The organism is Bradyrhizobium sp. USDA 3240 (assembly GCF_054063295.1).
On the sequence record NZ_JBSSGD010000002.1, the window covers coordinates 1,896,865 to 1,920,907 of the forward strand.

The window sequence follows — 24,043 nt, forward strand, 5'->3', positions numbered from 1 at the left end:
AAGTTCATGCTCGAACGCCAACGAACCGGGGATGGATGATGACTTCAGTGACTGCCACGAGCGAGATGCCACTACCGGCCGCCCCGTTCAAATCTTCCGTGATGCAGATCGATCCGCAATGGATCGACTATAACGGCCATCTCAACATGGCCTATTACAATGTGATGTTCGACCGCGCCATCGACGAGATGTGGCTGCAACTCGGCATCGGGCCGGCCTACATGAAGGCGCGACGCTGCTCGACCTTCACTGCCGAGTGCCACATCCGCTATCTGAGAGAGATTCATCTCGGCGATCCCGTGCAGGTCTCGGTCTTCCTGCTCGGCGCCGACGAGAAACGGCTGCACACGTTCGAGGAGCTGCGCCACGCCACCGAGGGCTGGCTCTCCGCGACTTCGGAGAACCTCACGCTGCACATCGACATGGAGGCGCGCAAGGTGGCGCCGTTTCCGCCTGATATTCGCGCCCGCACTCAGAAGATCGTGGATAGCTATGCGGGCGTGCCGCGGCCCGAGGGCATCGGCCGCAACGTGGCGATGCCCTCGAAGAAATAGCCAGCCTTTCGCTAGACCCAGCCCTTCGCTAGACCCTTGTGCGGCCGCGCGCCAATCCGACCACCGCCGACACCAGGAACAGGATGATGGCGATGAAGAAGATCGCCTTGGCGATTTCGATCGAGGCGCCGGCGATGCCGCCGAAGCCCAGAATGCCCGCGATCAGGGCGACGACCAGGAATGTGACGACCCAGCTCAACATGATCAAAACCTCTCGCTTCGTTTCCTTGTTCGATTTCCTGACGCGGGCGATTAGCCGGCGCCGCATCTGTTGAAACAATCCTGCGGGGAAACGCTGGTTCCTGAGCGCGAAACCGGGAAATTTTCGCCGATTTCAGGAACCGGGCCTGTTGTGCGCTGCTGCCAAAAGCGTTCCAAGCGGCCACGATAAAACCTGTCAAAACGGCCGATCAGGCCCTATATGGCCTTCAATCCCTGTTAAGAAGGCTCCCCTTCACCGTCCCACGGTGCCATCGTGGGGCCGAGACGATTCGCCAATGACCGAGCCAAGCAAACTGCCCCACCACGGCGTTCCCGAGCACCAGCCGGTGGCTGGCGGCATCGCTGCGCGTGCGCGGGCTGCGGCCGGCGCTCCGCAATATCTCAACGGCCTCAATCCGGAGCAGCGCGAGGCGGTCGAGACGCTCGACGGGCCCGTGCTGGTGCTCGCCGGCGCCGGCACCGGCAAGACCCGCGTGCTGACCACCCGCATCGCGCATATCCTGAGCCAGGGCCGCGCGCGGCCGCAGGAAATCCTGTCGGTGACCTTCACCAACAAGGCGGCGCGCGAGATGAAGCTGCGGCTCGGGCAGATGCTGGGCCAGGCGGTCGAGGGCATGCCGTGGCTCGGCACCTTCCACTCGATCGGCGGCCGTATCCTGCGCATCCATGCCGAGCTGGTGCAGCTCAAATCCAACTTCACGGTGCTCGACGTCGACGACCAGGTGCGGCTGTTGAAGCAGTTGCTGCAAGCCGAGAACATCGACGACAAGCGCTGGCCGGCGCGGATGCTCGCCGGCCTGATCGACAGCTGGAAGAACCGCGGGCTTTCGCCGTCGCAGGTGCCGGCGGGCGAAGCCGCCTCGTTCGGCAACGGCAAGGGCGGCAAGATCTACGCGACCTATCAGGAGCGGCTGAAGATCCTCAACGCGGCCGATTTCGGCGATCTCCTGCTCGAGAACATCAGGCTGTTCCGCGAAAATCCTGACGTGCTCCGGCAGTACCAGAACCGCTTCAAGTTCATCCTGGTCGACGAATATCAGGACACCAACGTCGCGCAGTATCTGTGGCTGCGGCTGCTGTCGCAGGCGCCGTCGCGGCCGGGGCGATCGCTCGCTGACGTCATTCCGGGCGACATCACCTCTCCCGTCATTCCGGGGCATGCCGAAGGCATGAACCCGGAATCCAGAGGTCATGAGGACTCATCTCGAGATTCCGGGTCTGCGCCTGCAGCGCATCCCGGAATGACCGAGAATGCGGCGCCACTGAAAAACATCTGCTGCGTCGGCGACGACGACCAGTCGATCTATGGCTGGCGCGGCGCCGAGGTCGACAACATCCTGCGCTTCGACCACGATTTCCCCGGCGCCAAGGTCATCCGCCTCGAGCGCAATTACCGCTCCACCGGCCACATCCTGGCCGCGGCCTCGCATCTGATCGCGCACAATGAAGGCCGGCTCGGGAAGACGCTGCGCACCGAGGATGTCGACGGCGAGAAAGTCACCGTTACCGGCTCCTGGGATTCTGAAGAGGAAGCGCGCGCGATCGGCGAGGAGCTCGAGGAGTTGCAGCGCGCGGGCGAAAACCTCAACAACGTCGCCATCCTGGTCCGTGCCTCGTTCCAGATGCGCGAGTTCGAAGACCGCTTCGTGACGCTCGGCCTGCCCTACCGCGTGATCGGCGGCCCCAGATTCTACGAGCGCGCCGAAATCCGCGATGCGCTGGCCTATCTGCGCACCATCAACTCGCCGGCCGACGATCTCGCCTTCGAGCGCATCGTCAACGTGCCGAAACGGGGGCTCGGCGATGCCACCGTGCAGCTGCTGCACGACCATGCGCGCAAGCGCCGCATTCCGCTGTTCGAGGCTGCGCGCGCCGTGGTCGAGACCGACGAGCTGAAGCCGAAGGCACGCGGCTCGTTGCGCGATCTCGTGATGCAGTTCGACCGCTGGCGCGCCCAGCGCGAGGTCACCTCGCATACCGAGCTCGCCGAGATCGTGCTCGACGAGAGCGGCTATACCGAGATGTGGCAGAAGGACCGCTCGGCGGACGCCGCGGGCCGACTGGATAACCTCAAGGAACTGGTGCGTTCGATGGAGGAATTCGAGAACCTGCAAGGGTTTCTCGAGCATATTTCGCTGGTGATGGACCGCGACGGCGAGGCCGGCGACGAAGCCGTGTCGCTGATGACGCTGCATTCGGCCAAGGGCCTCGAATTCGACAACGTGTTCCTGCCGGGCTGGGAGGAAGGCCTGTTCCCGAGCCAGCGCACGCTGGACGAACAGGGCCGCGCCGGGCTCGAGGAGGAGCGCCGCCTCGCCCATGTCGGGCTGACCCGCGCCCGCCGCCGCGCCAAAATCTATTTCGCGACCAACCGCCGCATCCATGGCACCTGGTCGACCACGATCCCGTCGCGCTTCCTCGACGAGCTGCCGGCGCACAATGTCGAGATCACCGAATCCAAGGGCGGCTCGGGTTGGGGCGGCAGCGGCGGCTACGGCGCCTCGCGCTTCGACAACCTCGAATCATTCGGCTCGAGCTATTCGACCCCGGGCTGGCAGCGCGCCCAGGCCAACCGCAATCGCGGCGGCGGGGGACGCAGCGGCGGCTTCGAGGAGCGGCAATCCTCCTTTTCCTCCGAAAGCTTCAATCGCACCAAGCGCGGTCCCATGGTGATCGAGGGCGAGCTGGTGGCGAAGTCCACGGGCACGACGTCGGAATTTTCGCTGGACGACCGGGTGTTTCACCAGAAATTCGGCTACGGCCATGTGGTGAAAGTCGACGGCAACAAGCTGACCATCGCCTTCGAAAAGGCCGGCGAGAAGAAGGTGGTCGACAGCTTTGTGGAACGGGCGTGACAGAGCGACCTTGCTTGGCGACCTTCCCTTCGCGACCTGCCTTGGCGGCCTTCTCTGTTCGTAGCTCTTGACCATCGCTGATTTCACGGGTTGAGATGGCCCCATGGTCCGGGGTGGGTTTTTCCTTTTTGTCATCGCGCTCACTGCGCCGTCGCTGGCGGTCGCGGAGACGGTCAACTTTGGCGATTCCGCAGCGCAGCTCGCCAAGGCCTGCGGCGCCGACATCACCGCCAATTGCCGTGGCGTCAATCTCGACTCCAACCGCCTCAAGGAGTGCCTGTCGCGCAACCGCGACGTGATCTCGCCGCAGTGCAAGGAGAGCTATTTCTCCACTCTCGATGCGATCCAGAAGCGGATCGCGGCCCGCGTGACGGTTGCCAACGTATGCACCCGCGAGATCGTCAAGGTCTGCGGCGGCTCGACCAAGGAGACCAGCAAATCGGTACCCTGCCTCGTCACCGCCAAGGGCCTTAGCCGCAATTGCGCCCAGGCGATCAATGACGCGGGGTATCAATGATGGGCCTGACGACGCGAGGCTTGCGCGATCCTGGCCTTCTGGGGGTGCTCGGCACGCTGGTCTTGCTGGCGATGCCGATTGCGCCGGCTCAGGCGCAAACCGCCATCACGCGCGACGACGTCATCGCCAAGCTCAATCACTACGAGACCGACGCAACGATCGACGTCCCCGCATTGCGCCAGCAAGTGCTGGAGCGATCGCGGTCGCGATCGAAGAACGAGCCGCCGCCGCAAAAGCGGCCGCCGATCGCCCCCGACCTGACCAACCTGCCGACATTCAACGCCGACATCCAGTTTGATGTCGACACGCCGATCGTGCTGCCCGACTCCTACCAGTCCGTCGGGCGCATTGCCGATGCGCTGACGCACTCTTCGCTGTTGCCCTACACCTTCCTGATCGTCGGTCACATCGAATCGACCGGACGGCGCGAGAACAACGTGCTGCTGAGCCAGCGGCGCGCCGACGCGATCCGTGACATCCTGGTCAACACCTTCAAGATCACGGCGAAGCGCCTGCAATCGGTCGGGCTTGGCGAAGAGCAATTGCTCGACCCCGCCCGCCCCAACGCGCCGGTCAACAACCAGGTGCAGATCATGCTGGTCGGCAAGGTCGCCGATACCGCGCCGCCCGCGCACCCAGCCCCGGCGGCAGCCGCCAAGAAGCCGGCGAAACCGGCGAAGCGGCACTGATTGGAGTGAACAGCGGGGCGTCGGAACTGCATCCCCTCCCGCCCGTATGCGATGGCCCCGGAGGGGGGCGCCTGCACGACTTCGGAATACTAGAAGAGTACCGCTGATTTGCCCGACAGTCGGGGCTTGCTCTGGCCGGCAACCCCGATCATGCGAATGGCTTAGGGACTGAGCGGCGTGAGGGCGTTGCGGAGTGGCGCGCTCGAAATTTGCATCAAACCCGCAAATGGCTGACCCAGTTCCAGGACTAGGTAGATAGCCCCGGCGGCCGACAGTGCAAAAACGAACAGCGAGACGAAAACGGTTGCGCTGGGCTTGGCAAACAGGCCGAAGCTTCCAAAGATGATGGTGAGCCAGAAAATCAGCACCACCAGGAACGGCATAGGGATCGAGTTGTTCGTCTGTGCGAACAGCAGCAGGCGGGTTTGCGCAATGTCGGTGGCGATCTGTATGGCCCTGGCTTGCAGGGAGCGCTGGGAATCGTTCTGCGGCGGAAGCTGCTGAAGCTCCGCAAAGAATGCCTCGCTTGCGACGCTCGCCTCGAAGGGGTTGGTCTTGGCAGCCTCCGAACTTTTCTCGCGCCACATTCGATCAGCCAAGGTAGTGATACTGCGCCTTAATAGATTGCGTACATTGTTCGTCTCCGGTCCGTACTGCGCCAGCAGATTGTCGAGCAGGACAACATTACTCGTCATCTGCGTGACTTGAGTGCTCTGCGTGTCGTAGGATCCCTTCGCCGAAGCGATAAGCAGGCCGAGGACAAGCGCGGCTATCGTCCCGATGAGGCCCGTGCCCAGCCTGACCACATCCTTGTCATCTGTGCTCAGGTGATGCCCAGGAAGGAACATACCAATCAGGGCGCCGCCTGAGATGCATATGAACGTGATGCACGATAACGCGATTGCATTCATGATTCACCAGTGGTCTCTGTCTCGTATCGTTGACGGGGCATCCTCATGCATCGTGGCCTGTCAGTACGCCCTGTGCCGAACAACGGGTGCCCGCGGCAACCGCACCGGAAGGATGGACGACCGGCGATGTCACCAATCGCGTTGCCACGGCGTGTCGAGCGGTGCGTCGCCTAGGCCGCGGAGGCAACTGCGGGTCTCTTGCCGATCAATGTGCGTCGATCGTGAATCAAGCTCTCCAGCCGGTGAGCTGCCGCGGTGAGTGTGGCATCATCCACCGCGCTCTCGTCCCCGGCAGCAGATTTGGCACGTTCCGCCCTTAGAATGCCGTCGATTTCCTCTTCGATATCCGACAGTTCAGCCTCAGCCTCGACTTTCCGGATCCGACGCGCCAGGGCATAGAGAGAATCCAGCGGGCCTTCGGACGTGCGGTTGCCGATGCCGAGGAATTTCCACGCCGCCGCGAGCATGGTGAAGGCACCGCCCAGCACCATCGGCGTCAAATAGATCCAATTGCCGTACTCATCCATGAAGCTCTGCGTGGTGCTGTTGTAAACGGCTGCCGCTCCAGGGTGCAGCGTAAGGTAGGCATCCTGGTCGGTGCTGGGTGCGGTTATCTGGGCGAAAATCGGCTGCTCGCGCAGAAGATCCCTGCGTACGCGCATGATCGCCTGCGTGAGGCGGGTTACCAGATCAGTGCCGAGTTTCTTGTGCGCAACCAAGTATAGCGAGGTCCTCAAAGTCGTCAGATCGTCTTCCGGAACCGGCGGCGCCCCCCGCAGCGTGCCCTTCGGGACGTCGAAACTTTCAAAGGCACGATCGGCCTCTGCAATTGCAGCCGCGGACTCGATGGGGATCAGCACCGGCATCTTTTTATGGTCGAGCTGAAAAAATCCGCGAACGAGCGAGAGGTATTTTTCGGCGAGCGGGATCGTGACAAGCAGCGCACTGACCTGTTTTGACTGAACGGCCTGCCGGACATCCGTCAAAGCAAGGTTCTTAAACGTAACTCTTGCGCTCGCCAGATCATATTCCTTGGTCAACGCATCGACGATTCTGGCGTTCGCCACTCCGCCGACCACGCCGACCGTGCGTCCCTTCAGGTTGTCCATGCTGTCGATGGACGATCCAGGCGGCACGATGATCAGTATGACCATATGGCTAACGACGACAACGGCCTGCGCCTGCGACAAGTCACCAACATCGCCGCGAACCACGGCGAGATCGACCTTACCCGCCGAGAAGGCGTTAGCGGCCTCAAGCGCGGTGCCGCTGTCGACGACCTTGAGCCGCACCGGCGCGTTCGTCGAAACGAACTCGTCTGCTATTGCGGACATTGCCTTGGCAGCCTCGCCGTCGACCGAGCCGACCGCCACGGTCAGCGTTACCGGACGAGTGAAGTACCGATAGCCAAGGAGACCTGCGCCTGCCGCAAAGACGACGACACCGATAAGCAGAAAAAAGCGAAGCCAGACAGGCAGTTTCGTCGACATCATGCTCGTCACTCCACATTAGCCCTTTCGGTCCGAAGCTACGGCGGTGTCTACACGGGCCTCAAAAAACTCTGAAAGTTGTTGTTATTCGCGTAGCACTCTCGTTTGGCGCTTCTTCACCTCGATGGTGCCACTAAGGCACCGCGCGGATCGCTCGTGCCTTTCGGCTGACGACTTCCGCGGGACATCGTGCGCGATTGATGCTGCCTACGGGCCTGCTGTCAGGTGTGGAGTTGCCCGTAACATCGAAATAGACCGCGTCGCTCTCTTCCGATGACAATTGTGAATCCCTTAGAAGTGTAAGCCTCGCAACGCTGTAGAATGGCGCCTCGGCTTCGCTCCAATCGACGCTGGCATTTTCGATCCAGAAGCTGGCATCGCGGCGCCTGCCCCAATACTTCATTCTGCCCGTGTCCAGAAATTGAATGGCAAAATCGAACCGGCTCATCCTGTCGTCTTCCCTGATGTGCCGCACTAATTCGTGCTGCAAACCTCTTGGATTATTCCTTTGCAGGGGATGCGCCGCATTATCCGGAAACGGTATGGCGGAGAACTTTACCACATCGTCAGGCCCGTGACGAAATGGGACGGTGCTCCAATAGCGGAGCTGCTGATAGGGTCGGATTGTCTGCCGGGCCTGCAATTCAGCCAAGGCAAGCGTCCTCACGACTTTCAATTTGTCCTTGAAAGGCAATGACCAAAGGCCGGCGGCCGGATTCGAAGCCGTCAGCACCTTCATGGTAGCCAGAAACGCGGGAGAATCATTGATCGGCAGCGTTGTCGCATTTTGCATCGAAAAATCCTGCCGAGAGCAACCGATGGCGGGCGATGTACCGAGGTCGACCCAAAACGACAACGACCTCACGTCGGGCTTGAAATCGGAATTGATTTTGGAGTCTGCGTTCGCAAAACGCACAACGGCAGGGTACGCGGCGGGCCTCGCGAAAATGCCTCTTGCGAGCCGCGCCCCGAGTTCGGCCGGGTGCTTGGTGACAGTATCAAATATTTCAAATTGAGCACGTACACTGACGCCACTTGCATGAGTTCCACGACATAGTGAACGGTGCTGCGCCGTTGCGGCGTTCTTCTGCATCAACAGAGATCGGTCGGCGATTTCGTCGATGTCAGCTTTTTCCCTGGCGGGGCAGCGCTGCGCATCGGTCTCGGTCACTCCGAACCACCTGGTCAGGGCCATCGTGGGGGAAGTCCTCTGGTAGGTCCCGACATCAGGTTGATCCCAGGCCGGCGATGAACTTGACCGCCGTAACGCTCGGCAGAAAGCAGTAGGCGGCGGCGCGGGTCGCCACGAAACTGGAAAATCCCGTGACCTTGATCGGAGGCCCGCCGTTGGCTTGGGGAATAACAAAAACACTTTCCGCGGGGTCCTGCGTCCCGATCATCGGATCCTTCGACTTGGGATCAAGCCTGACCGATCCGGCAAACTCGCTGTCATTGACCCAATGCCCGAGCACAAATTCGTACTGGTTCTCGACGCTCGAGTTGATGAAATAGCCAAGCAGACCCCGTTCGATTCCGTCGTATGGCTGGGTTGGATCGTAGACCGGCCCGTAAGGCAGGCCACGGCGGATCAGCCGATGCGTATTGTTGCTGCCACCGGGCCGCCCCTGGCCCGTGACCGGCTGGCCGCGTGGATTGATGCGGCGCATATGCGCGCCGACCGGACATCGCAGGCCCTTAGGGTCGCCAGATCCATCGGCGTTCACATATTCGAAATTATTGAATTGCTCGGCGGCAAGCCCGCCGTCCGGGTTATCGCTCTCCGGAGACAGTGCCATTGGAACGCCATTGCGCCAGCGCCCGCAGATTTTGGCGGCAAGCAATTCGGGATCGATCCTGTCCTTGTTCAACTGAAGAAAATTCTCAAACCCCACGACATCTGTCCTGATCATCTTGAAGACGGCGAAGCTGCCGTTCAAACCCAGCTCCCTGGGTTCCGGCATCAAGTAATTCTCGGCGTCGTCCCGCAGCACGAATAGCCAGGGTTCGCAGGGCTGTTGGTGATCCGCTGGATATCGCTCGGGGCCGCCGCGAATCGTGGTCATGCTGATGCCGTCGGTGTAGCCGAAGTGAACCTTGAAGGTGGGGACCGGCTCGCCGTCCTTGATTTCCATCAATGCCATTCCGTCGGCACGCCAGATCTCCCGGAACGCGCCGCCTTCGGCGAACAGCGCGGACAACCGGTCGCTGTAGGTTGCCATCGCTGCGGGACCGATGGCGTGCAGGGTCAGCAGGACGTGGTCGCCTCCGCCGCCGAAACCGCCGATCCAGTGTTGTGGGCCGCTTTCGCCGGTGTCGCCCACCAGTTCGGCCCGTTCGGCGGCCCCCGCAACGAATGCACCGAACGACTTGAAGGAAAGTGCGGGAACGCGATCCCATCACTTCGAGGGCGACCAGCCCGGGCCACGTAATGCCGAGGTTGAGGCAATAATCCGGCTTGCGGCGCGGCACGGCGGCTGGATTATCGCCAGGGCCAGGCTCGAACCCGACGTGCCAGTCTTCGGCAGTCGTGATCTGCGGCGCATCCGCTTCGTTGCCGCTCACCAACCGTCCGAGAAGCTTGCGGGATTCGGCGGGCGCACCCACGGTCAGCAGGAAATGCCGTACCATGGGCATACGATACCCGCGCAGGATGAACCCCTGGATATCGGCGAGATCCAAGGCGGTCTTCGTGTCCGTCCGCTCTTGCACCGCGCCGCGTCCAAACAACCGGCGGAAGAATCCTCCACTCTGCCTGGCCGCCGGTGCCGATCTGTTGTCGGTTTCGCTCAACGATATCATTCCCATTTAGTGTGCATTCACAACCCGTCGAGGCCTTGGTGTGAACGAACTTCATTACCCGGCCGCAGCTGACAAGGATTTACTGTCGGAAATCAGAGCATGAATGTCCTGGACAGAGAGCCCCGGATAGGCCTGGTAAAAGCCGATCGGGTTTCGGTTTGCACCGGCCGCAAAGTCGATAAATTCCTGCAGATATTTTCGGCACGGCGACGGGGGCGCGTTCTTGGTAAACTTGAAGATAAGATCGAAGACCTCACCGATATTCATGGTAAAATCCGCGATGTATTTTTCGAACGAGCCGTCATAGACGGTAAAGAAGCCGATCTGATTGTCCTCAAGCGGAATGAACTGCGCGAAGTGAGGCGTGCCGACCTTATCGAGGTCCTTTGTCGTGCCCTTGCCGCGCGCGATCAGGATCAGCTTCACGACGATGAAATGAAGATACGACTTGATCGGCAGGATCACCAGAAACGGATGCAGCTCGCCGACGCCGCTTACATCAGCCGCCGCCGCTAGAGCCCTTACTTCCTTGGCGGTCACGCTCGGGTAAGCCGTATAGAGATTCACCGCGGTGAGAAGATGGGCCTTGGTCCATTTGACGAAAGCGTCAGCGTTAAGAGCAACGGGAGTTACCGGCGGATCGTCGACATGCTGGAAGATGGCGTCGAAAACCGGTCCCGCAAGCCGGGCGAGATCGCCCATCAGCTGATCGAAGTCGCCGTCGAAGTCGCCAAGAAAAAGCAGGGTCTTTTCGCTCAGCACTGTGAAGCGCGAGTAGTGAACCGTGCCGATCGTATCGTTGGCTCGAAACAACACCGGCATCAGTGGCGGAAGCTGTTCCGCCAGCAGCGTCGCACCTGCCGCCGATTTCAAGGGAAAGCTCAGAGTGAAGTGGTTCTGGCTCATGTGTCTGCCCCTTCGCTCGTTTGTCTAGGGCTTCGCTTCGTCGATGGGGTCAGGGTCAGGCGCTGCCATCGGTCCCAATTCTGCCTTGGATTCCGGTGCGTAGCCCGGGAATCCCGTGGATACTTCGCCGATCACTCCGTTGCCTACAAAGTGATGGTTACGTCCCGTAATAATAGCCGCCCGCGTCGGCGAGCAGAGCGCGGTGGAATGAAAATCGGTGCAGCGCAGCCCCTGCGCGGCGATGCGATCCATTGCAGGCGTCGTGACCACGCCCCCGAAGGTGCTCGGTGCACCGAAACCCTGATCATCGGTCATGATGAGCAGGACGTTGGGCGCACCCTTCGGCGGCACGACGCGCGGAGCCCACCAGCTTTTGGAGTCGGTGGCCTTCTGCTTGATTATCCAGCCGAACTCTGGAGGCCGCGGCGAAAGCTGTTTTCCGTCGATCGTGGTGGTGGCGCCGGGCGAACCTGGGACACCTGTGACCTGCTGAGCTAATGCCGAACCGCAACTGAGGACGAGAACACTCGCGCCCGCAAGCATGATGCGACTTATTTTCATGGCGGAGAGCTCCCGTCGAGAGCAGCTGTGCCTTGCCAAAGATAAGGTCTCGCAATCTCGCAAGGTGGTCGCCTTGAGCGAGCGTACCTTGACTCAGATCAAACGTGCAGGTTGGACAAGGTCGGAACGATTTAACGGAGAGAGAAGATTTGTGAGGCCCAGCAGTGGGATGTCCGCGGTGGGTCACTCGCTACACGGGCGATCCAGCGAGAAATCCGGCCATGTCCGTTATTGCGCCGAAGCAGAAGCAAATTCATGGCGTTAGAGGCACCGCTGCCGACCATTAAGACTTGATGGCGGCTCGAAACGTGATTCAAGCTCCAAAACCGGAGCCTCGAACCATGCGCTACGAACTCAGCGACTATGAGTGGGCCGCCATTAAGCCGATGCTGCCGAACAAGCCGCGCGTCGTCCGACGGGTAAATGACCGCCGAGTGCTCAATGGCATCTTTTGGATTCTGCGCTCTGGTGCACCATGGCGCGACTGCCGGAGACCTATGGTCCTCGCACCACCTGTTACAATCGCTTCGTGACGCCGCCTGGATCAGGGAGCTTGCTCGTTAGCAGGGAGCATGGGCGAACATTCCGCCGAAACGAAATCGCAGAGACCCGATCTGCTTCAGCCCGTATCCGTATCGCGCACGCGATCTGGTCGAGCGCTTCTTCAACAAGATCAAGCAGTGTCGGCGTGTCGCGACCCGATACGTCAAACTCGCGGCCAACTACCTGGCGTTCGTCAAACTCGCATCAATCCGAGTTTGGCTGCGTGCTAATGAGTCCGCGCCCTGGTCAAATTGCGATGTCCGCCGCCAGCCGCCGGCTCCTTTGCATGGGGTTGTTTTCGATATTTTGGCAGTGCGCCCCTAAGGTGGCCGGCCACCAGCCTCGTTCGATAGCCCGGCCACGGTGGACACGTCAGTTGCATAAGCCGCAAGCGCCGTATGCGATGGCCCTGCCCGCAAGCGGGAGTGGTGCACACCGCAGAATAAATTTCTCCCTCGCCGACCGATTGCAGAACGGGCCGTGCGTTCCTATCTGGGCTGAACCCGCATCACGCCCCCGCCCGGGCTCCAATCCGCGCGCGCCCTTCCCTCACGCTTCCGATCCTCCATGTCGCCGATCATCTCCGTATCCAATCTTTCAAAGACCTATGGCTCCGGTTTCAAGGCGCTGAAGGGCATCAATCTCGATATCGTCAAGGGCGAGATCTTCGCGCTGCTTGGGCCGAACGGCGCCGGCAAGACCACGCTGATCAGCATCATCTGCGGCATTGCCAATCCGAGCGAGGGCCGCGTTTCGATCGGCGGACACGACATCATCGCCGATTATCGCGCGGCGCGGTCGATGATCGGGCTGGTTCCGCAGGAACTGCACACCGATGCCTTCGAGACGGTCTGGGCGACGGTCAGCTTCAGCCGCGGCCTGTTCGGCAAGCCGAAGAACCCCGACCATATCGAGAAAGTGCTCAAGGACCTGTCGCTGTGGGACAAGAAGGACAGCAAGATCATCACGCTGTCCGGCGGCATGAAGCGCCGCGTGATGATCGCCAAGGCGCTATCGCACGAGCCGCAGATCCTGTTCCTCGACGAGCCCACCGCCGGCGTCGACGTCGAGTTGCGCAAGGGGATGTGGGAAGTGGTCCGCACGCTGCAGGCGGCCGGCGTCACCATCATCCTGACCACGCATTACATCGAAGAAGCCGAGGAGATGGCCGACCGCATCGGCGTCATCAACAACGGTGAGATCATCCTGATCGAGGACAAGGCGACCTTGATGCAGAAGCTCGGCAAGAAGCAGCTGACGCTGCAGTTGCAGAGCAAGCTCGACGCCGTTCCGCCCGCGCTCGCCGCCTATAGCCTAGAACTCTCCGACGACGGCCACGCGGTGACCTACGACTACGACACCAAGGGCGATCGCACCGGCATCACCAGCCTGCTCAACGATCTGCGCAATGCCGGCGTTCGGATCTCCGATCTCGATACCAGGCAGAGCTCCCTCGAAGACATCTTCGTCAGCCTCGTGAGGGCGCCATGAACTACCGCGCAATCCGGGCGATCTATCTGTTCGAAATGGCGCGCACCTGGCGCACGCTGCTGCAGAGCATCGTCTCGCCTGTGGTTTCGACCTCGCTGTATTTCGTGGTGTTCGGCGCTGCGATCGGTTCGCGCATCACCGAGGTCGAGGGCGTCAGCTACGGCACCTTCATCGTGCCGGGGCTCGTGATGCTGTCGGTGCTGACCCAGAGCATCTCGAACGCCTCGTTCGGCATCTACTTCCCGAAATTCGCCGGCACGATCTACGAGATCCTGTCGGCGCCGATCTCCTATCTCGAGATCGTCATCGGTTATGTCGGCGCGGCCGCCACCAAGTCGATCATCCTCGGCCTGATCATCCTGGCGACCGCCGGACTTTTCGTACCTCTGCACATCCAGCATCCGGTGTGGATGCTGACCTTCCTGGTGCTGACGGCCGTCACCTTCAGCCTGTTCGGCTTCATCATCGGCATCTGGGCCGACGGCTTCGAGAAGCTGCAGATGATCCCGATGCTGGTGGTGACACCGCTCACCTTCCTCGGCGGCAGCTTCTATTCGGTGAACATGTTGCCATCGGGCTGGCGCACCCTCACGCTGTTCAATCCGGTGGTCTATCTGATCTCCGGCTTCCGCTGGAGCTTCTACGAGATCGCCGATGTCAGCGTCGGGCTCAGCCTCGGCATGACTGCGGGCTTCCTGATCGCCTGCATGGTGATCGTGGCCTGGATCTTCCGGACCGGCTACCGGCTGAAGAACTGACTTGTGAAGCAAGTCACTCCGGGGCGCGCCCTAGCGCGAACCTCAGATGCGCAATTGCGCATCTGGGAATCTCGCGCCATCACCTTGAGATTGCGGGTTCATGCTTCGCATGCCCCGGAATGACGATGCCGATCAATAGCAATGGAAATGGCCGTGGCGGTAGTAGCCGCGGCAGCGGTGTCCACGGCGGTAGCCGCGATCCGGGATGCCGAACACGCCCTTGACCGCGCCCATCGCGCCACCGACCCCGGCGCCGACGGCACCGCCGACCACACCGCCTATCGGACCAGCGGCCCGGTTGCCCTCATAGGCGCCTTCATGCGCCCCGCGGACGATGCCCTGGGCATGGCAGGCTTGGGGGACAGTCACCAGCGCCAAAGCGAGGGCTGCGGCCGCAAGCAGGAGCCGCGCGGAGAGGCCGGCTGGGACGACGGTCGCGGTCTTGACCTTGGTGTTGTTCATCTTGGTTCCTTGGTACGCGGCGCGAACGCGCCGCCGGGGCGGGACTGTGAAACGCCCATGCGGCCAAATGGTTGCGTAGCAATGACCGGTTGGAGCCACTGTCCCGGCCTGCTCGCGAAAATGTCAGTCCGCCGTGACAGGAGAGCCCGGCTTCGGCCTTGTTTGCGCCGCGCGCGGGATTAACGATGCACGGGTCCGCAACTGGAACCAAATTCGGATTCCGTGCATATTGGTTGCGGGGACGGAGAGCCGCTGCAGCGATCGGGCCTGGAGGCCAAAGGTAAAATGCGTTCGTTCCTCATTGCATTCACTTCCGTGATGCTTTTCACGGCCGGCGCCGCGCAGGCCAAGGTCGATATCACCATCGACAAGGACAACCAGCAGATGACCGTCGCGGTCGACGGCGTCGCCCGCTATCACTGGCCGGTCTCGAGCGGCATCCCCTCGCGCGAAACGCCGAACGGCACCTTCCGGGCCTTCCGCATGGAAGAGGACCACTACTCCAAGGAATTCGACGACGCGCCGATGCCGCACTCGATCTTCTTCACCAAGATCGGACACGCGATCCACGGCACCGACTCGGTGAACCGCCTCGGCACACCGGCCTCGCATGGCTGCGTGCGGCTGTCGCGCGACAACGCATCGACGCTCTACGCCCTGGTCCAGAAGGAAGGCGTGCTCAACACCACGGTGACGCTGACCGGCTCGGCGCAGGTCGCGCTGGCGCGCAATCCGCGTGGGCGCAACGGCACCGCCGTCGCCCGCCGCGCGCCGCAGCAGGACGAGCAATACGGCACCGCCGCCGCCGGCGACCCTGTCGTCCTGACGCCGCGGCCGCGCGAATATCCGGCGCAGGCCCGCCCCGACGACGGCTACATCTATCCGGCCGACGGCAGCTCGACCGCGCAGCGCTACCCGGCGCCACCGTCAAGCCGTCGCGTCTACGACGCGCAGGCCTACGGCCAGCAGCAATACTACGGCAACCAGGGCTACGCGGCGGCGCCGCAAGGCACCTATCAGCCGCGGTCCTACTACCAGCAGCAGCAGCGCGGCTTCTACGGCAACAACTATCAGGACTGACGCAATCTCCTGATCCGCTGACGGCGCCGCAGCTGGCGCGCCGTCAGTTCACGCCCCCCTCACCCGCTTGTGACCGCCGCAAAACGCCCGCGACGTCGTCCGCCGTGGCCCGTTGTCGCGCTGTCATCTGATTGTAAAATTAGCCCGATATTCGGCGGCAAGAGCGCCCGCCTTGGCCCCTGGAGGCCGATTCACGCGGAATGCCCCGTGAAGCCAGGGCGAGAAGCGCGGGTCGCGTAGGCAATATCAGAGGTCGACATGAAACGGGGCATCATTGTCCTTTGCCTGTGCATCGTGGCGATGGCCGGTTATTTCACGACGGACAGATGGGCCATCCGTCACACCACGCTGACGTTCCACGACGTTCTGCGCGACGACCGCAACGTCACGGTCGAGGTCGCGGTCCGGCGCGACCGGCAAATGCAGGCGATGGCCGAGATGATCGAGCTCCCGGTCGCAATCCTGAGCCACGGCAACACCGTCAGGAACACCGAGTACTCGTTCCTCACCAACGTGTTCGCGTCACGCGGCTATCTCGTGGTCAGCATCCAGCATGATCTCGACAGCGATACGCCGATGGTGACCAAGGTCGGCGAGGAATATGTCGGCCGCCGCATGCAATATAATCGCGGCGTCTTCAACATCATGTATGCGATCGACGAGTTGAAGAAGCTCTATCCGAACGCAAATTATCACGCGCTGACGCTGATCGGTCACTCCAACGGCGGCGACATCTCGATGTACTTCGCCAAGCAGCACCCTGACCTCGTCAAGAAGGTCGTGACGCTGGACAATCTGCGCGTCCCCTTCATCACCGACAGCAAGATCAAGATCCTGTCGTTCCGCTCCAGGGACCCGGTGTTCAAGGCCGACCCGGGCGTCGTGCCTGACGATGAGACCTGCGCCAGACTCGGCATCAAGGTGGTCAGAACCGAATTCCACCACAACGACCTCAGCGACCGCGGCCCGGACAGCGCGAAATCGTCGATACAGGCAGGCGTGGAGCAATTCCTCGACGAGGACGCCGGCGAGACCACGCCGACGATGCCGCTGCTCGCCGCTTCGACACCCGCCTCCGCGACGACAGCAGCAGAGAAGAAATAGCTACCGCGGTGACGTCGACTGGCGCTCTCCGATGCTGCCAGGCGGCGCCTACGCACGGGCGCTGCGATGGGCCCCGGCAACGAGCCAGATTGCCGAAAGCAGGAAATAGAACGCGCCGAATCCCGCATAGGGCGCGACGTCCAGAATCGTCGGCGCCACGGTGCCGATCGATCGGCTGATCATGTAACCGCCGGCCAGTGCCGACTGCGCACCACTGAGGATCATCGCCCATTGCGCGCCAACCTGACGCCAGCGCCTGACGCCGGTGGACAATTGCAGCACTCCGGCGAGGATCGCCCAAACCCCAAACACCGCCAGAACGGCATAGGTGTCACGGCTGACCGCCACGATCACGGCGAGCGCCGTGATGGTGCTGGCCACGACATTCAATGCCTGGGACGGGTTGGCCTTCAGCCCGCCGTTGACCCGCGCGTCGGCCAGATTGGCGATCGCGTCCCATGCCGGGTAGATCACGAGCAGGAACGCGGCGGGGCCCGCTTGCCCGCTGAAAAGTACGGCGGCGGCAACCCAGGCGCTCGAGAAGATCGCGCGCCCGAAATAGTAGGATTGCAGCCAGCTGGATTGGGCCGAAAGTCGGCTTTGCATTGAGTGACTCCCATGTTTATCTACCTACTAGTAGGTAGATAAACACTTCAGGTCAACCGAGCGCCGGGACACCTTCTTGTGTCGAACAGGAGCGCGGCCCCGCCTTGACAAGCTACCTACCGGAAGGTAGGCGCCGCTATGAACTCAGTGATTTCGACCTCGGACCGGATTCTCGATGTCGCGCAGTCCCTCATCGTGGCGGGCGGCTATAACGGGTTCAGCTATGCCGACATCTCGGATGCGATCGGCATCAGGAAGGCGAGCATCCATCATCACTTCCCGACCAAGGCCGAACTGGTTTCGGCGCTGGTCGATCGCTACCGGCAGGAGACGGAGCTGGGCCTGAGGTCTCTTCGGGAGCAGTCCGTCGACCCTGCCGACCAACTGCGGTCCTATGTGAACTTCTGGCAGGGGTGCATTCAAGACGCCTCGCTGCCGTTCTGCGTCTGCGCGATGCTTGCCGGCGAGATGCCGAGGTTGCCGGACGAGGTCGCCGCGCGCGTCCGCGCCCATTTCGATCATCTCGCGGGATGGCTTACGTCGGTGCTGAAGGCTGGCGCAGATCAGCACCTGTTCCGGCTGGGCAGGCGGCCGAACGAGGAGGCCCAGATGCTGATGGCATCGGTCCATGGCGCCATGCTCTCTGCGCGCGCTTTCGACGATCCCGGACTGTTTGCCGCAATCGTCAAGCCCCAGGTCGCAAGGCTGCTAATGGCAGACCGCTAGAGCAAGATCGCTCGCCCCTACTGCTCGCCGTCACGCAGGCGCCGGTACACCGCCCCCAGCACGTTCGAATAATCGTCGGTCCAGACCCGCTGCTTCTCGTTGGCGTCGGTCTCTGTCCACACGTCAGACGATGCGAGCTTGCCGACATCGGCGTCCTCGCGCGCGGAGACCACGACCGAGGTCGAGAAGATGTACTCGTTGTCGCGCCCGGAATCCTCGCTATAGACCCAGCTCTTCATGTCGTTTGCGTCCGCAATGCCGACCACGACGCTGGCAAGTTCGAGATGCCGGTTGGAGACGTGCATCACGACCGCGCCCTGCGGCGCGAGCTTCTCCTTGTAGATCGCCATCGCCTCCTCGGTCGCGAGATGGATCGGGATCGCATCAGACGAATAGGCGTCGACGATGATGAGATCGTAGACACCGTCCGGCTCCTTGGCGAAGGTCAGCCGCGCGTCGCCGATCACAGGCTTGAGGTCCGGTTCGCAGTTCTGGATGTAGGTGAAGTATTTCGGGTCGCGTGCGGTATCGACCATCGACTGGTCGATCTCGAAAAATCGCCAGTCCTCGCCGGGGAGCGATGAACAAGTCAGCGTCCCCGAGCCGAGCCCGATGACAGCTACTTTCAGCGGCGCACCCTTGCGCTCGCGGATTGCGGTGATGGCCCGCCCGATGCCGCCGTCCTTGTGATAATAGCTGATCGGTTCCGGCTTTCCGGTGACCGGCGTGCCGTCGTCGTTCTTGAACTTCTCGGCGCCATGGATCGTGGTGCCGTGCATCAGCACGTGATATTGGCCGTTCGGCGTCACCACGATCTTGTGCACGCCGAAGAAGCTGCGCACGGTTTCGACGCGGCCATCGTCGGAGGGATAGGCGCGCAGCACCACCAGCGCGACGGCGACGGTGGCGAAGATCTTCCAGCGATTGGCGTTCAGTGCGAGCGCGAGCAGCGCCGAGAGCACGCCGACCGCGCCGATCACCCACACCCGGTGGTCGTCGAACCAGTTGAAGATGTCGCCGGCAGAATAGCTCGGCGCGATCAGCGCCACCGCCAGCACCGCAAGGAACGGCCAGTACCAGGCGCCCCAGCGCGGCAGCCGCTCCGCGCCGCCGGGCGGACGGCACAGCGCCGCGAGCGCCAGCAGGATCGGATATTCGGCGATCCACGAGAAGGTGAACGGCGCGATCAGCCCCGCGAACAGGCCACCGACCATGCCGCCGAACGACAGCGCGACATAGAAGCCTGTGAGGTATTTCGCCGCGGGGCGGGTGCGCGCGAGCTCGCCATGGCAGGCCATTGCGATGACGAAGAAGCAGAGCTGATGGCCGCCGAGCGTGAGCAGCAGGTTCTGCTCGCCGCCGACCGCGAGCAGGATCACGACGCCGGCGATCGCCAGCGGCTGCGCCAGCAGCATCCATTTGTGCGGCAGCAGCGGTCGCGACTGGAACACCAGCACCCAGGTCAACAGATACAGCGACAGCGGCAGCACCCAGAGCAAGGGAGCGGCCGCGACGTCGGTCGAGATATGCGCCGTCACCGCGATCAAGAGGCCGGACGGCACGGCAGCCAGGAAGATCCAGCGCGCCCGCCGCGACCAGGACGGCGCCGGCGCATCGGCATCATCGACTTGCATATTGCGTGCGGCGGCATAGGCCGGCGAGCGCAACAGCAGCACGCCGCAGCCTGCGATCAGAACGATCAACAGCCCATAGCCGCCGGTCCAGATCAGGTTCTGGGTGCGCAATGTGAACATCGGCTCGAGCAGCACCGGATAGGACAGCAGCGCCAGGAAGCTGCCGATGTTCGACGACGCATAGAGAAAGTACGGGTCGGGCCCGTTGGGGTGTCCGGTGCGCACGAACCAGGCCTGCAAAAGCGGATTGTTGGCCGCGAGCGCGAAGAACGGCAGGCCGATCGAGACCACGAACAGGCCGAGCAGCCAGACCGCATACCCCGAGGTCGGCGGCTCGCCCCAGCCGCTTTTGATCGAGAGCGGCAATGTCAGCAGCGCGACGACGAGCAGCACGAGATGCGCCACGATCGACACCACACGGCTGTTCAGCTTCATCAGCAGATGCGCGTAGGCGTAGCCGCCGAGCAGCAGCGACTGGAAGAACACCATCGCCACCGACCACACTGCCGGCGAGCCGCCGAGCCGCGGCAGCACCATCTTGGTGAACAGCGGCTGCACCGAGAACAGCAACAACGCGCTGACGAAGATCGCGGCGGTGTAGACAACCAGCACCAGCCGGTTTCGCGAAGCGGACGGCTCAGACGACATGAATACTCCCGGTCACGATCCGGCAGATCAACACCGGGCACATGCATTGCATTGAATCATAGCGCCACGCAGCGGGCAACACGGCCACCGATGCCAATCGCTTGAGCGGTTCAGCCTCTCACGACATCATCGGCCGAACTTGCCGCGCCGGTGAGCGATGCGGTTTCGTCCATCTGCGGCCGGAACGGCGTCCGTCCCATCCACGGCTGCATTTCCAGATGTTGCAGCCAATCCTTGACCGAAGGGATCCAGCCGAGATCGTCCTTGACGTGCTGCTCGCCGACGGTCCGCACCGGCACCTGCTTCCCGGCGCTATTGGTCAGCGTCGCACCGAAGATCCTCTCGCAGAGGAAGATGCCTTCGCTGTGGTGACGCAGCGCACGGTGCCGCACGTCGGCGAGATGCGCCTTGCTCTCGTCGAACCAGTCGTGGATCGGCAGGTAATCCTCGGCAGCACCGCCGAACAGGCGCGCGGAACGCACGGCATGATGATAGGGATGCGCCATCGCAGGCTACCTCGTGATCTCGACGTTGCTTGTGACCGGATCGGCGGCGGGGTCGTCGATTACGGTGCAACTGTCGAGATCGACTGCGAAGGCGCCGTACATGACGTACTCGCCGGTGCCGAAGCCGCGGCCAAGCAGCAAGGTCGCCCATTCCGTGCACAACCAATCGCGGACGAAGGAAGCAACCTGGTCGCGTTCACTGGCGCCATCGACCCGCTTCATCACGCCGTGGTCCACCAGTCGATCGAGAAGTTTCTGCTCGGTGAGCCGCTGCGCCAGCGCATCGGCGTCGATGCGCGTGCCTTCGCGGAGCGCGGCGCTGTCGAGCCAGGCGAATCCTTCGTCGTTGCCGCCGTCATAGCGGCAATACAGCCGTTGCACGCCGAGTTCGCGGAGCGCCGGCACAGCGACCGCGATCAGACGCTGGCGGGTAAAGACCTCCCGGGCAGCCCGCGCCGTCGCGGCGGCCCTGACCGCCGGCGTGATCTGCGCGGTCGGATACCGTCGGCCCCGCAGGCGATCCCAAAGGCTCGGCGGCTTCATGACCGGCGTGATCAGCGCCGGCGCGGGCGGCTCGGGTGGAACGTCCAGCGAGAAATGCACCGGCTCGCGTTCCCCGCCGAAATCCGGCGGCGGCAAATACACGAACTGGTCGGCACGCGGCGGCGGCAGTTCGGAATCGTCGTCGGGCCACTCGATTTGAGTTTGATCAAAAACAAACGGGCATTTGCACTCCACGGCTTGGCAACACGGAACGAACGAGGCGCCCTGCCTGCCCCGCGGGGGGCTCACGGCCCGCACCATCGCGGTCGAATTATCGTATCCGGATCGGTACGGTTTTGTGACCCGCCGGATGCGAGCGCATCGCGGACGGTGGCCGGATGAGATCATCCGGCCTATAGAAGCACCATGTCCAATCATGAAGTCGACGTCGTCATCATCGGTGCGGGGCACAACGGCCTCACCTGCGCGGCCTATCTCGCGATGGCCGGGCTCAAGGTCAGGATCGTCGAGCGCCGCAAGGTGATCGGCGGCGCCGCCGTCACCGAAGAATTTTGTCCGGGCTTCCGCAATTCGGTCGCCGCCTACACGGTGAGCCTGCTCAATCCGCAAATCATCTCCGACCTGAAACTTGCCGATCACGGCCTCAAAATCGTCGAGCGCCGCGCGCAGAACTTCCTGCCCGCACCCGACGGCAGTTATCTGCTGACCGGCGAAGGCCGCACCCAGCGGTCGGTCGCAAAACTCAGCCAGCGGGACGCGGCGACAATCGGCGTGTTCTCGGGGGAGCTCGAAGCCATCGCCGATGTGCTGCGCCAGTTCGTGCTGCGCGCGCCGCCGAACCTGGTCGAGGGTTTTGGCCTCGGTGCCATGAGTGAAGCCTTCAACGCACTCGGCACCGCCAACATCCTGCGGCGGCTGTCGCTCGAGCAGCTGCGCAATCTGCTCGACCTGTTCACACGCTCGGCCGGCGAGATGCTCGACGAGCGTTTCGAGAACGACCTCGTCAAGGCGCTGTTCGGCTTCGACGCCATCGTCGGCAATTATGCCAGCCCTTACGCGGCCGGCTCGGCCTATGTGATGCTGCACCATGCGTTCGGCGAGGTGAACGGCAAGAAGGGCGTCTGGGGCCACGCGATCGGTGGCATGGGCGCGATCACCCAGGCGATGGCAAGCGCCGCGCGTAGCCATGGCGTCGAGATCGAAACCGATGCTGGTGTCCGCGAGGTGATCGTCGAAAAGGATCGCGCCCTAGGGGTCATCCTCGACAATGGCGAGACGGTGCGCGCCAGGTATGTCGTCTCCAACGTCAACCCGAAGCTGCTCTACACGCGCCTGGTGCCGGAGGGCGCGCTGGCAAGCGAATTCCGCACGCGCATCGGGCGATGGCATAATGGCTCCGGTACGTTCAGGATGAACGTGGCGCTTGATACCCTGCCCTCGTTCACCGCGCTGCCCGGCACCGGCGATCACCTCACGGCGGGCATCATCATCGCGCCTGGTCTCGGCTACATGGATCGCGCCTGGCGCGATGCGCGCGAGTCCGGCTGGAGCCGCGCGCCGGTCGTCGAGGTGCTGATCCCATCGACGCTCGACGACAGTTTGAGCCCGCCGGGCCAGCACGTCGCGAGCCTGTTCTGCCAGCACGTCGCGCCGCAATTGCCCGACGGCAAATCATGGGACGACCATCGCGATGAGGTCGCCGATCTCATGATCGCAACCGTCGATAGTTACGCCCCCGGCTTCGCGGGCAGTGTGATCGGCCGCCAGATCCTGTCGCCGCTCGACCTCGAGCGGCAGTTCGGCCTGCTCGGCGGCGACATCTTCCACGGTGCGCTGACCTTGAACCAGCTGTTCTCGGCGCGCCCGATGCTCGGCCATGCCGATTACCGCGGACCGCTGCGCGGTCTCTACCATTGCGGTTCCGGCGCCCATCCCGGCGGCGGGGTCACCGGCGCCCCCGGGCATAACGCTGCGCGGGCGGTGCTCGCCGACCATCGCGCGCTATTCGCATAGAGCGAACGGCGCATCGGGCGCGCCGATGGCGTGGCAAGCTGTGGACATGTCTGTTGAGAAGCTGTGGGTCAACCGGGGGCAGATCTGGTGTCCCCTGGCGGGACAATCGGTGAGTATCCCGGTGGACTGCCTGTGGAACAGAGGCCGACAACCCCGGGACGACTGGCTGTATGTCTTGTGGACAGGACTACGCGTGGCGCTGTGGACAACCTGTCAAAAGAAAACACCGGGCCTCGTTGCCCGGTGCTTGCTCGAGAACGCCGTCTCCGAAATTACTTGAGCGAGCTGGCGACGGTGTTGAACGTCCCGCTCAAGTTGGTGCCGACGCCATTCACCGCAGCGATGATGGCGATGGCGATACCGGTCGCGATCAGTCCGTATTCGATGGCGGTCGCGCCGGCTTCATTCTTCAAGAATCTAACGAAAAGAGTCTTCATTGCAGCCCTGCCCTGGGTTGTGATGCC

General features: G+C 62.7%; 22 protein-coding genes and 2 pseudogenes. 11 read left to right on the forward strand and 13 right to left on the reverse strand.

The genetic code is table 11. From position 1 onward, the window contains the following. Window positions 1-35 precede the first annotated feature (35 nt). Window positions 36-554: a thioesterase family protein gene (locus ACVIGA_RS09800; protein ID WP_456666220.1), complete on the forward strand. Its 519-nt coding sequence runs from the start codon at window positions 36-38 to the stop codon at window positions 552-554. Between the two features lie 28 nt (window positions 555-582). Here the strand turns inward: ACVIGA_RS09800 and ACVIGA_RS09805 are convergent, their stop codons facing one another. Then, window positions 583-756 carry a DUF1328 domain-containing protein gene (locus ACVIGA_RS09805; RefSeq protein WP_212310518.1) on the reverse strand — a complete coding sequence of 58 codons (174 nt, stop codon included), beginning with the start codon at window positions 754-756 and terminating at the stop codon, window positions 583-585. A gap of 295 nt (window positions 757-1,051) precedes the next feature. Here ACVIGA_RS09805 and ACVIGA_RS09810 point away from each other — a divergent pair, with 295 nt between their 5' ends. From ACVIGA_RS09810 to ACVIGA_RS09820, 3 genes are all read left to right on the forward strand, one after another. After that, on the forward strand, window positions 1,052-3,631 hold the full coding sequence (locus ACVIGA_RS09810; protein ID WP_375776131.1) for an ATP-dependent helicase: 2,580 nt from the start codon (window positions 1,052-1,054) through the stop codon (window positions 3,629-3,631). 103 nt (window positions 3,632-3,734) lie between these two features. After that, on the forward strand, window positions 3,735-4,148 hold the full coding sequence (locus ACVIGA_RS09815; RefSeq protein ID WP_456666221.1) for a hypothetical protein: 414 nt from the start codon (window positions 3,735-3,737) through the stop codon (window positions 4,146-4,148). Further along, the gene (locus ACVIGA_RS09820) at window positions 4,145-4,837 is read left to right on the forward strand and encodes an OmpA family protein (RefSeq protein WP_456666222.1); all 693 of its coding nucleotides are present in this window, start codon (window positions 4,145-4,147) and stop codon (window positions 4,835-4,837) included. The genes ACVIGA_RS09815 and ACVIGA_RS09820 overlap by 4 nt, the downstream gene beginning before the upstream one ends. 161 nt (window positions 4,838-4,998) lie before the next feature. Here the strand turns inward: ACVIGA_RS09820 and ACVIGA_RS09825 are convergent, their stop codons facing one another. From ACVIGA_RS09825 to ACVIGA_RS09850, 6 genes and pseudogenes are all read right to left on the reverse strand, one after another. Further along, window positions 4,999-5,748: a bestrophin-like domain gene (locus tag ACVIGA_RS09825; RefSeq protein ID WP_456666223.1), complete on the reverse strand. Its 750-nt coding sequence runs from the start codon at window positions 5,746-5,748 to the stop codon at window positions 4,999-5,001. 170 nt (window positions 5,749-5,918) lie between these two features. After that, entirely contained in the window at window positions 5,919-7,241 is a 1,323-nt protein-coding gene (locus ACVIGA_RS09830; RefSeq protein ID WP_456666224.1) for a TAXI family TRAP transporter solute-binding subunit, read from the reverse strand. Between the two features lie 130 nt (window positions 7,242-7,371). After that, window positions 7,372-8,409: a hypothetical protein gene (locus ACVIGA_RS09835; protein WP_456666225.1), complete on the reverse strand. Its 1,038-nt coding sequence runs from the start codon at window positions 8,407-8,409 to the stop codon at window positions 7,372-7,374. Window positions 8,410-8,464: 55 nt separating this feature from the next. Beyond that, window positions 8,465-9,559 (reverse strand): hypothetical protein, encoded by a 1,095-nt coding sequence (locus ACVIGA_RS09840; protein WP_456666226.1) that lies wholly within the window; start codon window positions 9,557-9,559, stop codon window positions 8,465-8,467. A gap of 532 nt (window positions 9,560-10,091) precedes the next feature. Further along, window positions 10,092-10,943: a hypothetical protein gene (locus tag ACVIGA_RS09845; RefSeq protein ID WP_456666227.1), complete on the reverse strand. Its 852-nt coding sequence runs from the start codon at window positions 10,941-10,943 to the stop codon at window positions 10,092-10,094. Between the two features lie 72 nt (window positions 10,944-11,015). After that, window positions 11,016-11,504: pseudogene (locus ACVIGA_RS09850) on the reverse strand (sulfatase-like hydrolase/transferase); the annotation flags it as partial. A gap of 341 nt (window positions 11,505-11,845) precedes the next feature. Between ACVIGA_RS09850 and ACVIGA_RS09855 the strand changes: the two are divergent. The 3 genes and pseudogenes from ACVIGA_RS09855 to ACVIGA_RS09865 form a co-directional block, all read left to right on the forward strand. Beyond that, a pseudogene (locus ACVIGA_RS09855) lies at window positions 11,846-12,275 on the forward strand (transposase); the annotation flags it as partial. A gap of 339 nt (window positions 12,276-12,614) precedes the next feature. Continuing rightward, a complete protein-coding gene (locus ACVIGA_RS09860) occupies window positions 12,615-13,538 on the forward strand; it encodes an ABC transporter ATP-binding protein (protein ID WP_456666228.1) in 924 nt (307 codons plus the stop codon). After that, window positions 13,535-14,296 carry an ABC transporter permease gene (locus ACVIGA_RS09865; protein ID WP_223975475.1) on the forward strand — a complete coding sequence of 254 codons (762 nt, stop codon included), beginning with the start codon at window positions 13,535-13,537 and terminating at the stop codon, window positions 14,294-14,296. Before ACVIGA_RS09860 ends, ACVIGA_RS09865 begins: the two co-directional genes overlap by 4 nt. Before the next feature lie 132 nt (window positions 14,297-14,428). Here the strand turns inward: ACVIGA_RS09865 and ACVIGA_RS09870 are convergent, their stop codons facing one another. Further along, window positions 14,429-14,758 (reverse strand): hypothetical protein, encoded by a 330-nt coding sequence (locus tag ACVIGA_RS09870; protein ID WP_456666229.1) that lies wholly within the window; start codon window positions 14,756-14,758, stop codon window positions 14,429-14,431. 285 nt (window positions 14,759-15,043) lie between these two features. Between ACVIGA_RS09870 and ACVIGA_RS09875 the strand changes: the two genes are divergently transcribed. After that, window positions 15,044-15,838, forward strand: a complete 795-nt coding sequence (locus ACVIGA_RS09875) for a L,D-transpeptidase (RefSeq protein ID WP_456666230.1) — start codon at window positions 15,044-15,046, stop codon at window positions 15,836-15,838. A gap of 258 nt (window positions 15,839-16,096) precedes the next feature. Beyond that, window positions 16,097-16,942, forward strand: a complete 846-nt coding sequence (locus ACVIGA_RS09880) for an alpha/beta fold hydrolase (RefSeq protein ID WP_456666231.1) — start codon at window positions 16,097-16,099, stop codon at window positions 16,940-16,942. 48 nt (window positions 16,943-16,990) lie between these two features. On the opposite strand, the gene ACVIGA_RS09885 is transcribed toward ACVIGA_RS09880, so the two are convergent. Next, complete coding sequence (locus tag ACVIGA_RS09885) at window positions 16,991-17,548, reverse strand: DUF308 domain-containing protein (RefSeq protein ID WP_456666232.1); 558 nt, start codon at window positions 17,546-17,548, stop codon at window positions 16,991-16,993. 138 nt (window positions 17,549-17,686) lie between these two features. On the opposite strand from ACVIGA_RS09885, the gene ACVIGA_RS09890 reads away from it, so the two are divergent. Continuing rightward, window positions 17,687-18,274, forward strand: a complete 588-nt coding sequence (locus tag ACVIGA_RS09890; RefSeq protein WP_456666233.1) for a TetR/AcrR family transcriptional regulator — start codon at window positions 17,687-17,689, stop codon at window positions 18,272-18,274. Between the two features lie 17 nt (window positions 18,275-18,291). Here ACVIGA_RS09890 and ACVIGA_RS09895 read toward each other — a convergent pair whose 3' ends face one another. The 3 genes from ACVIGA_RS09895 to ACVIGA_RS09905 all read right to left on the reverse strand — a co-directional run bounded on the left by ACVIGA_RS09895 (window position 18,292) and on the right by ACVIGA_RS09905 (window position 21,866). Then, window positions 18,292-20,556, reverse strand: coding sequence for a spermidine synthase (locus tag ACVIGA_RS09895; protein WP_456666234.1), 2,265 nt, complete (start codon window positions 20,554-20,556; stop codon window positions 18,292-18,294). A gap of 110 nt (window positions 20,557-20,666) precedes the next feature. After that, window positions 20,667-21,062, reverse strand: coding sequence for a DUF6915 family protein (locus ACVIGA_RS09900; RefSeq protein WP_456666235.1), 396 nt, complete (start codon window positions 21,060-21,062; stop codon window positions 20,667-20,669). Window positions 21,063-21,068: 6 nt separating this feature from the next. After that, window positions 21,069-21,866, reverse strand: a complete 798-nt coding sequence (locus ACVIGA_RS09905) for a hypothetical protein (protein WP_456666236.1) — start codon at window positions 21,864-21,866, stop codon at window positions 21,069-21,071. Between the two features lie 105 nt (window positions 21,867-21,971). Between ACVIGA_RS09905 and ACVIGA_RS09910 the strand changes: the two genes are divergently transcribed. Next, window positions 21,972-23,579 (forward strand): phytoene desaturase family protein, encoded by a 1,608-nt coding sequence (locus tag ACVIGA_RS09910; protein WP_456666237.1) that lies wholly within the window; start codon window positions 21,972-21,974, stop codon window positions 23,577-23,579. Between the two features lie 272 nt (window positions 23,580-23,851). Here the strand turns inward: ACVIGA_RS09910 and ACVIGA_RS09915 are convergent, their stop codons facing one another. Beyond that, entirely contained in the window at window positions 23,852-24,016 is a 165-nt protein-coding gene (locus ACVIGA_RS09915) for a Flp family type IVb pilin (RefSeq protein ID WP_223975461.1), read from the reverse strand. Window positions 24,017-24,043: the final 27 nt, after the last annotated feature.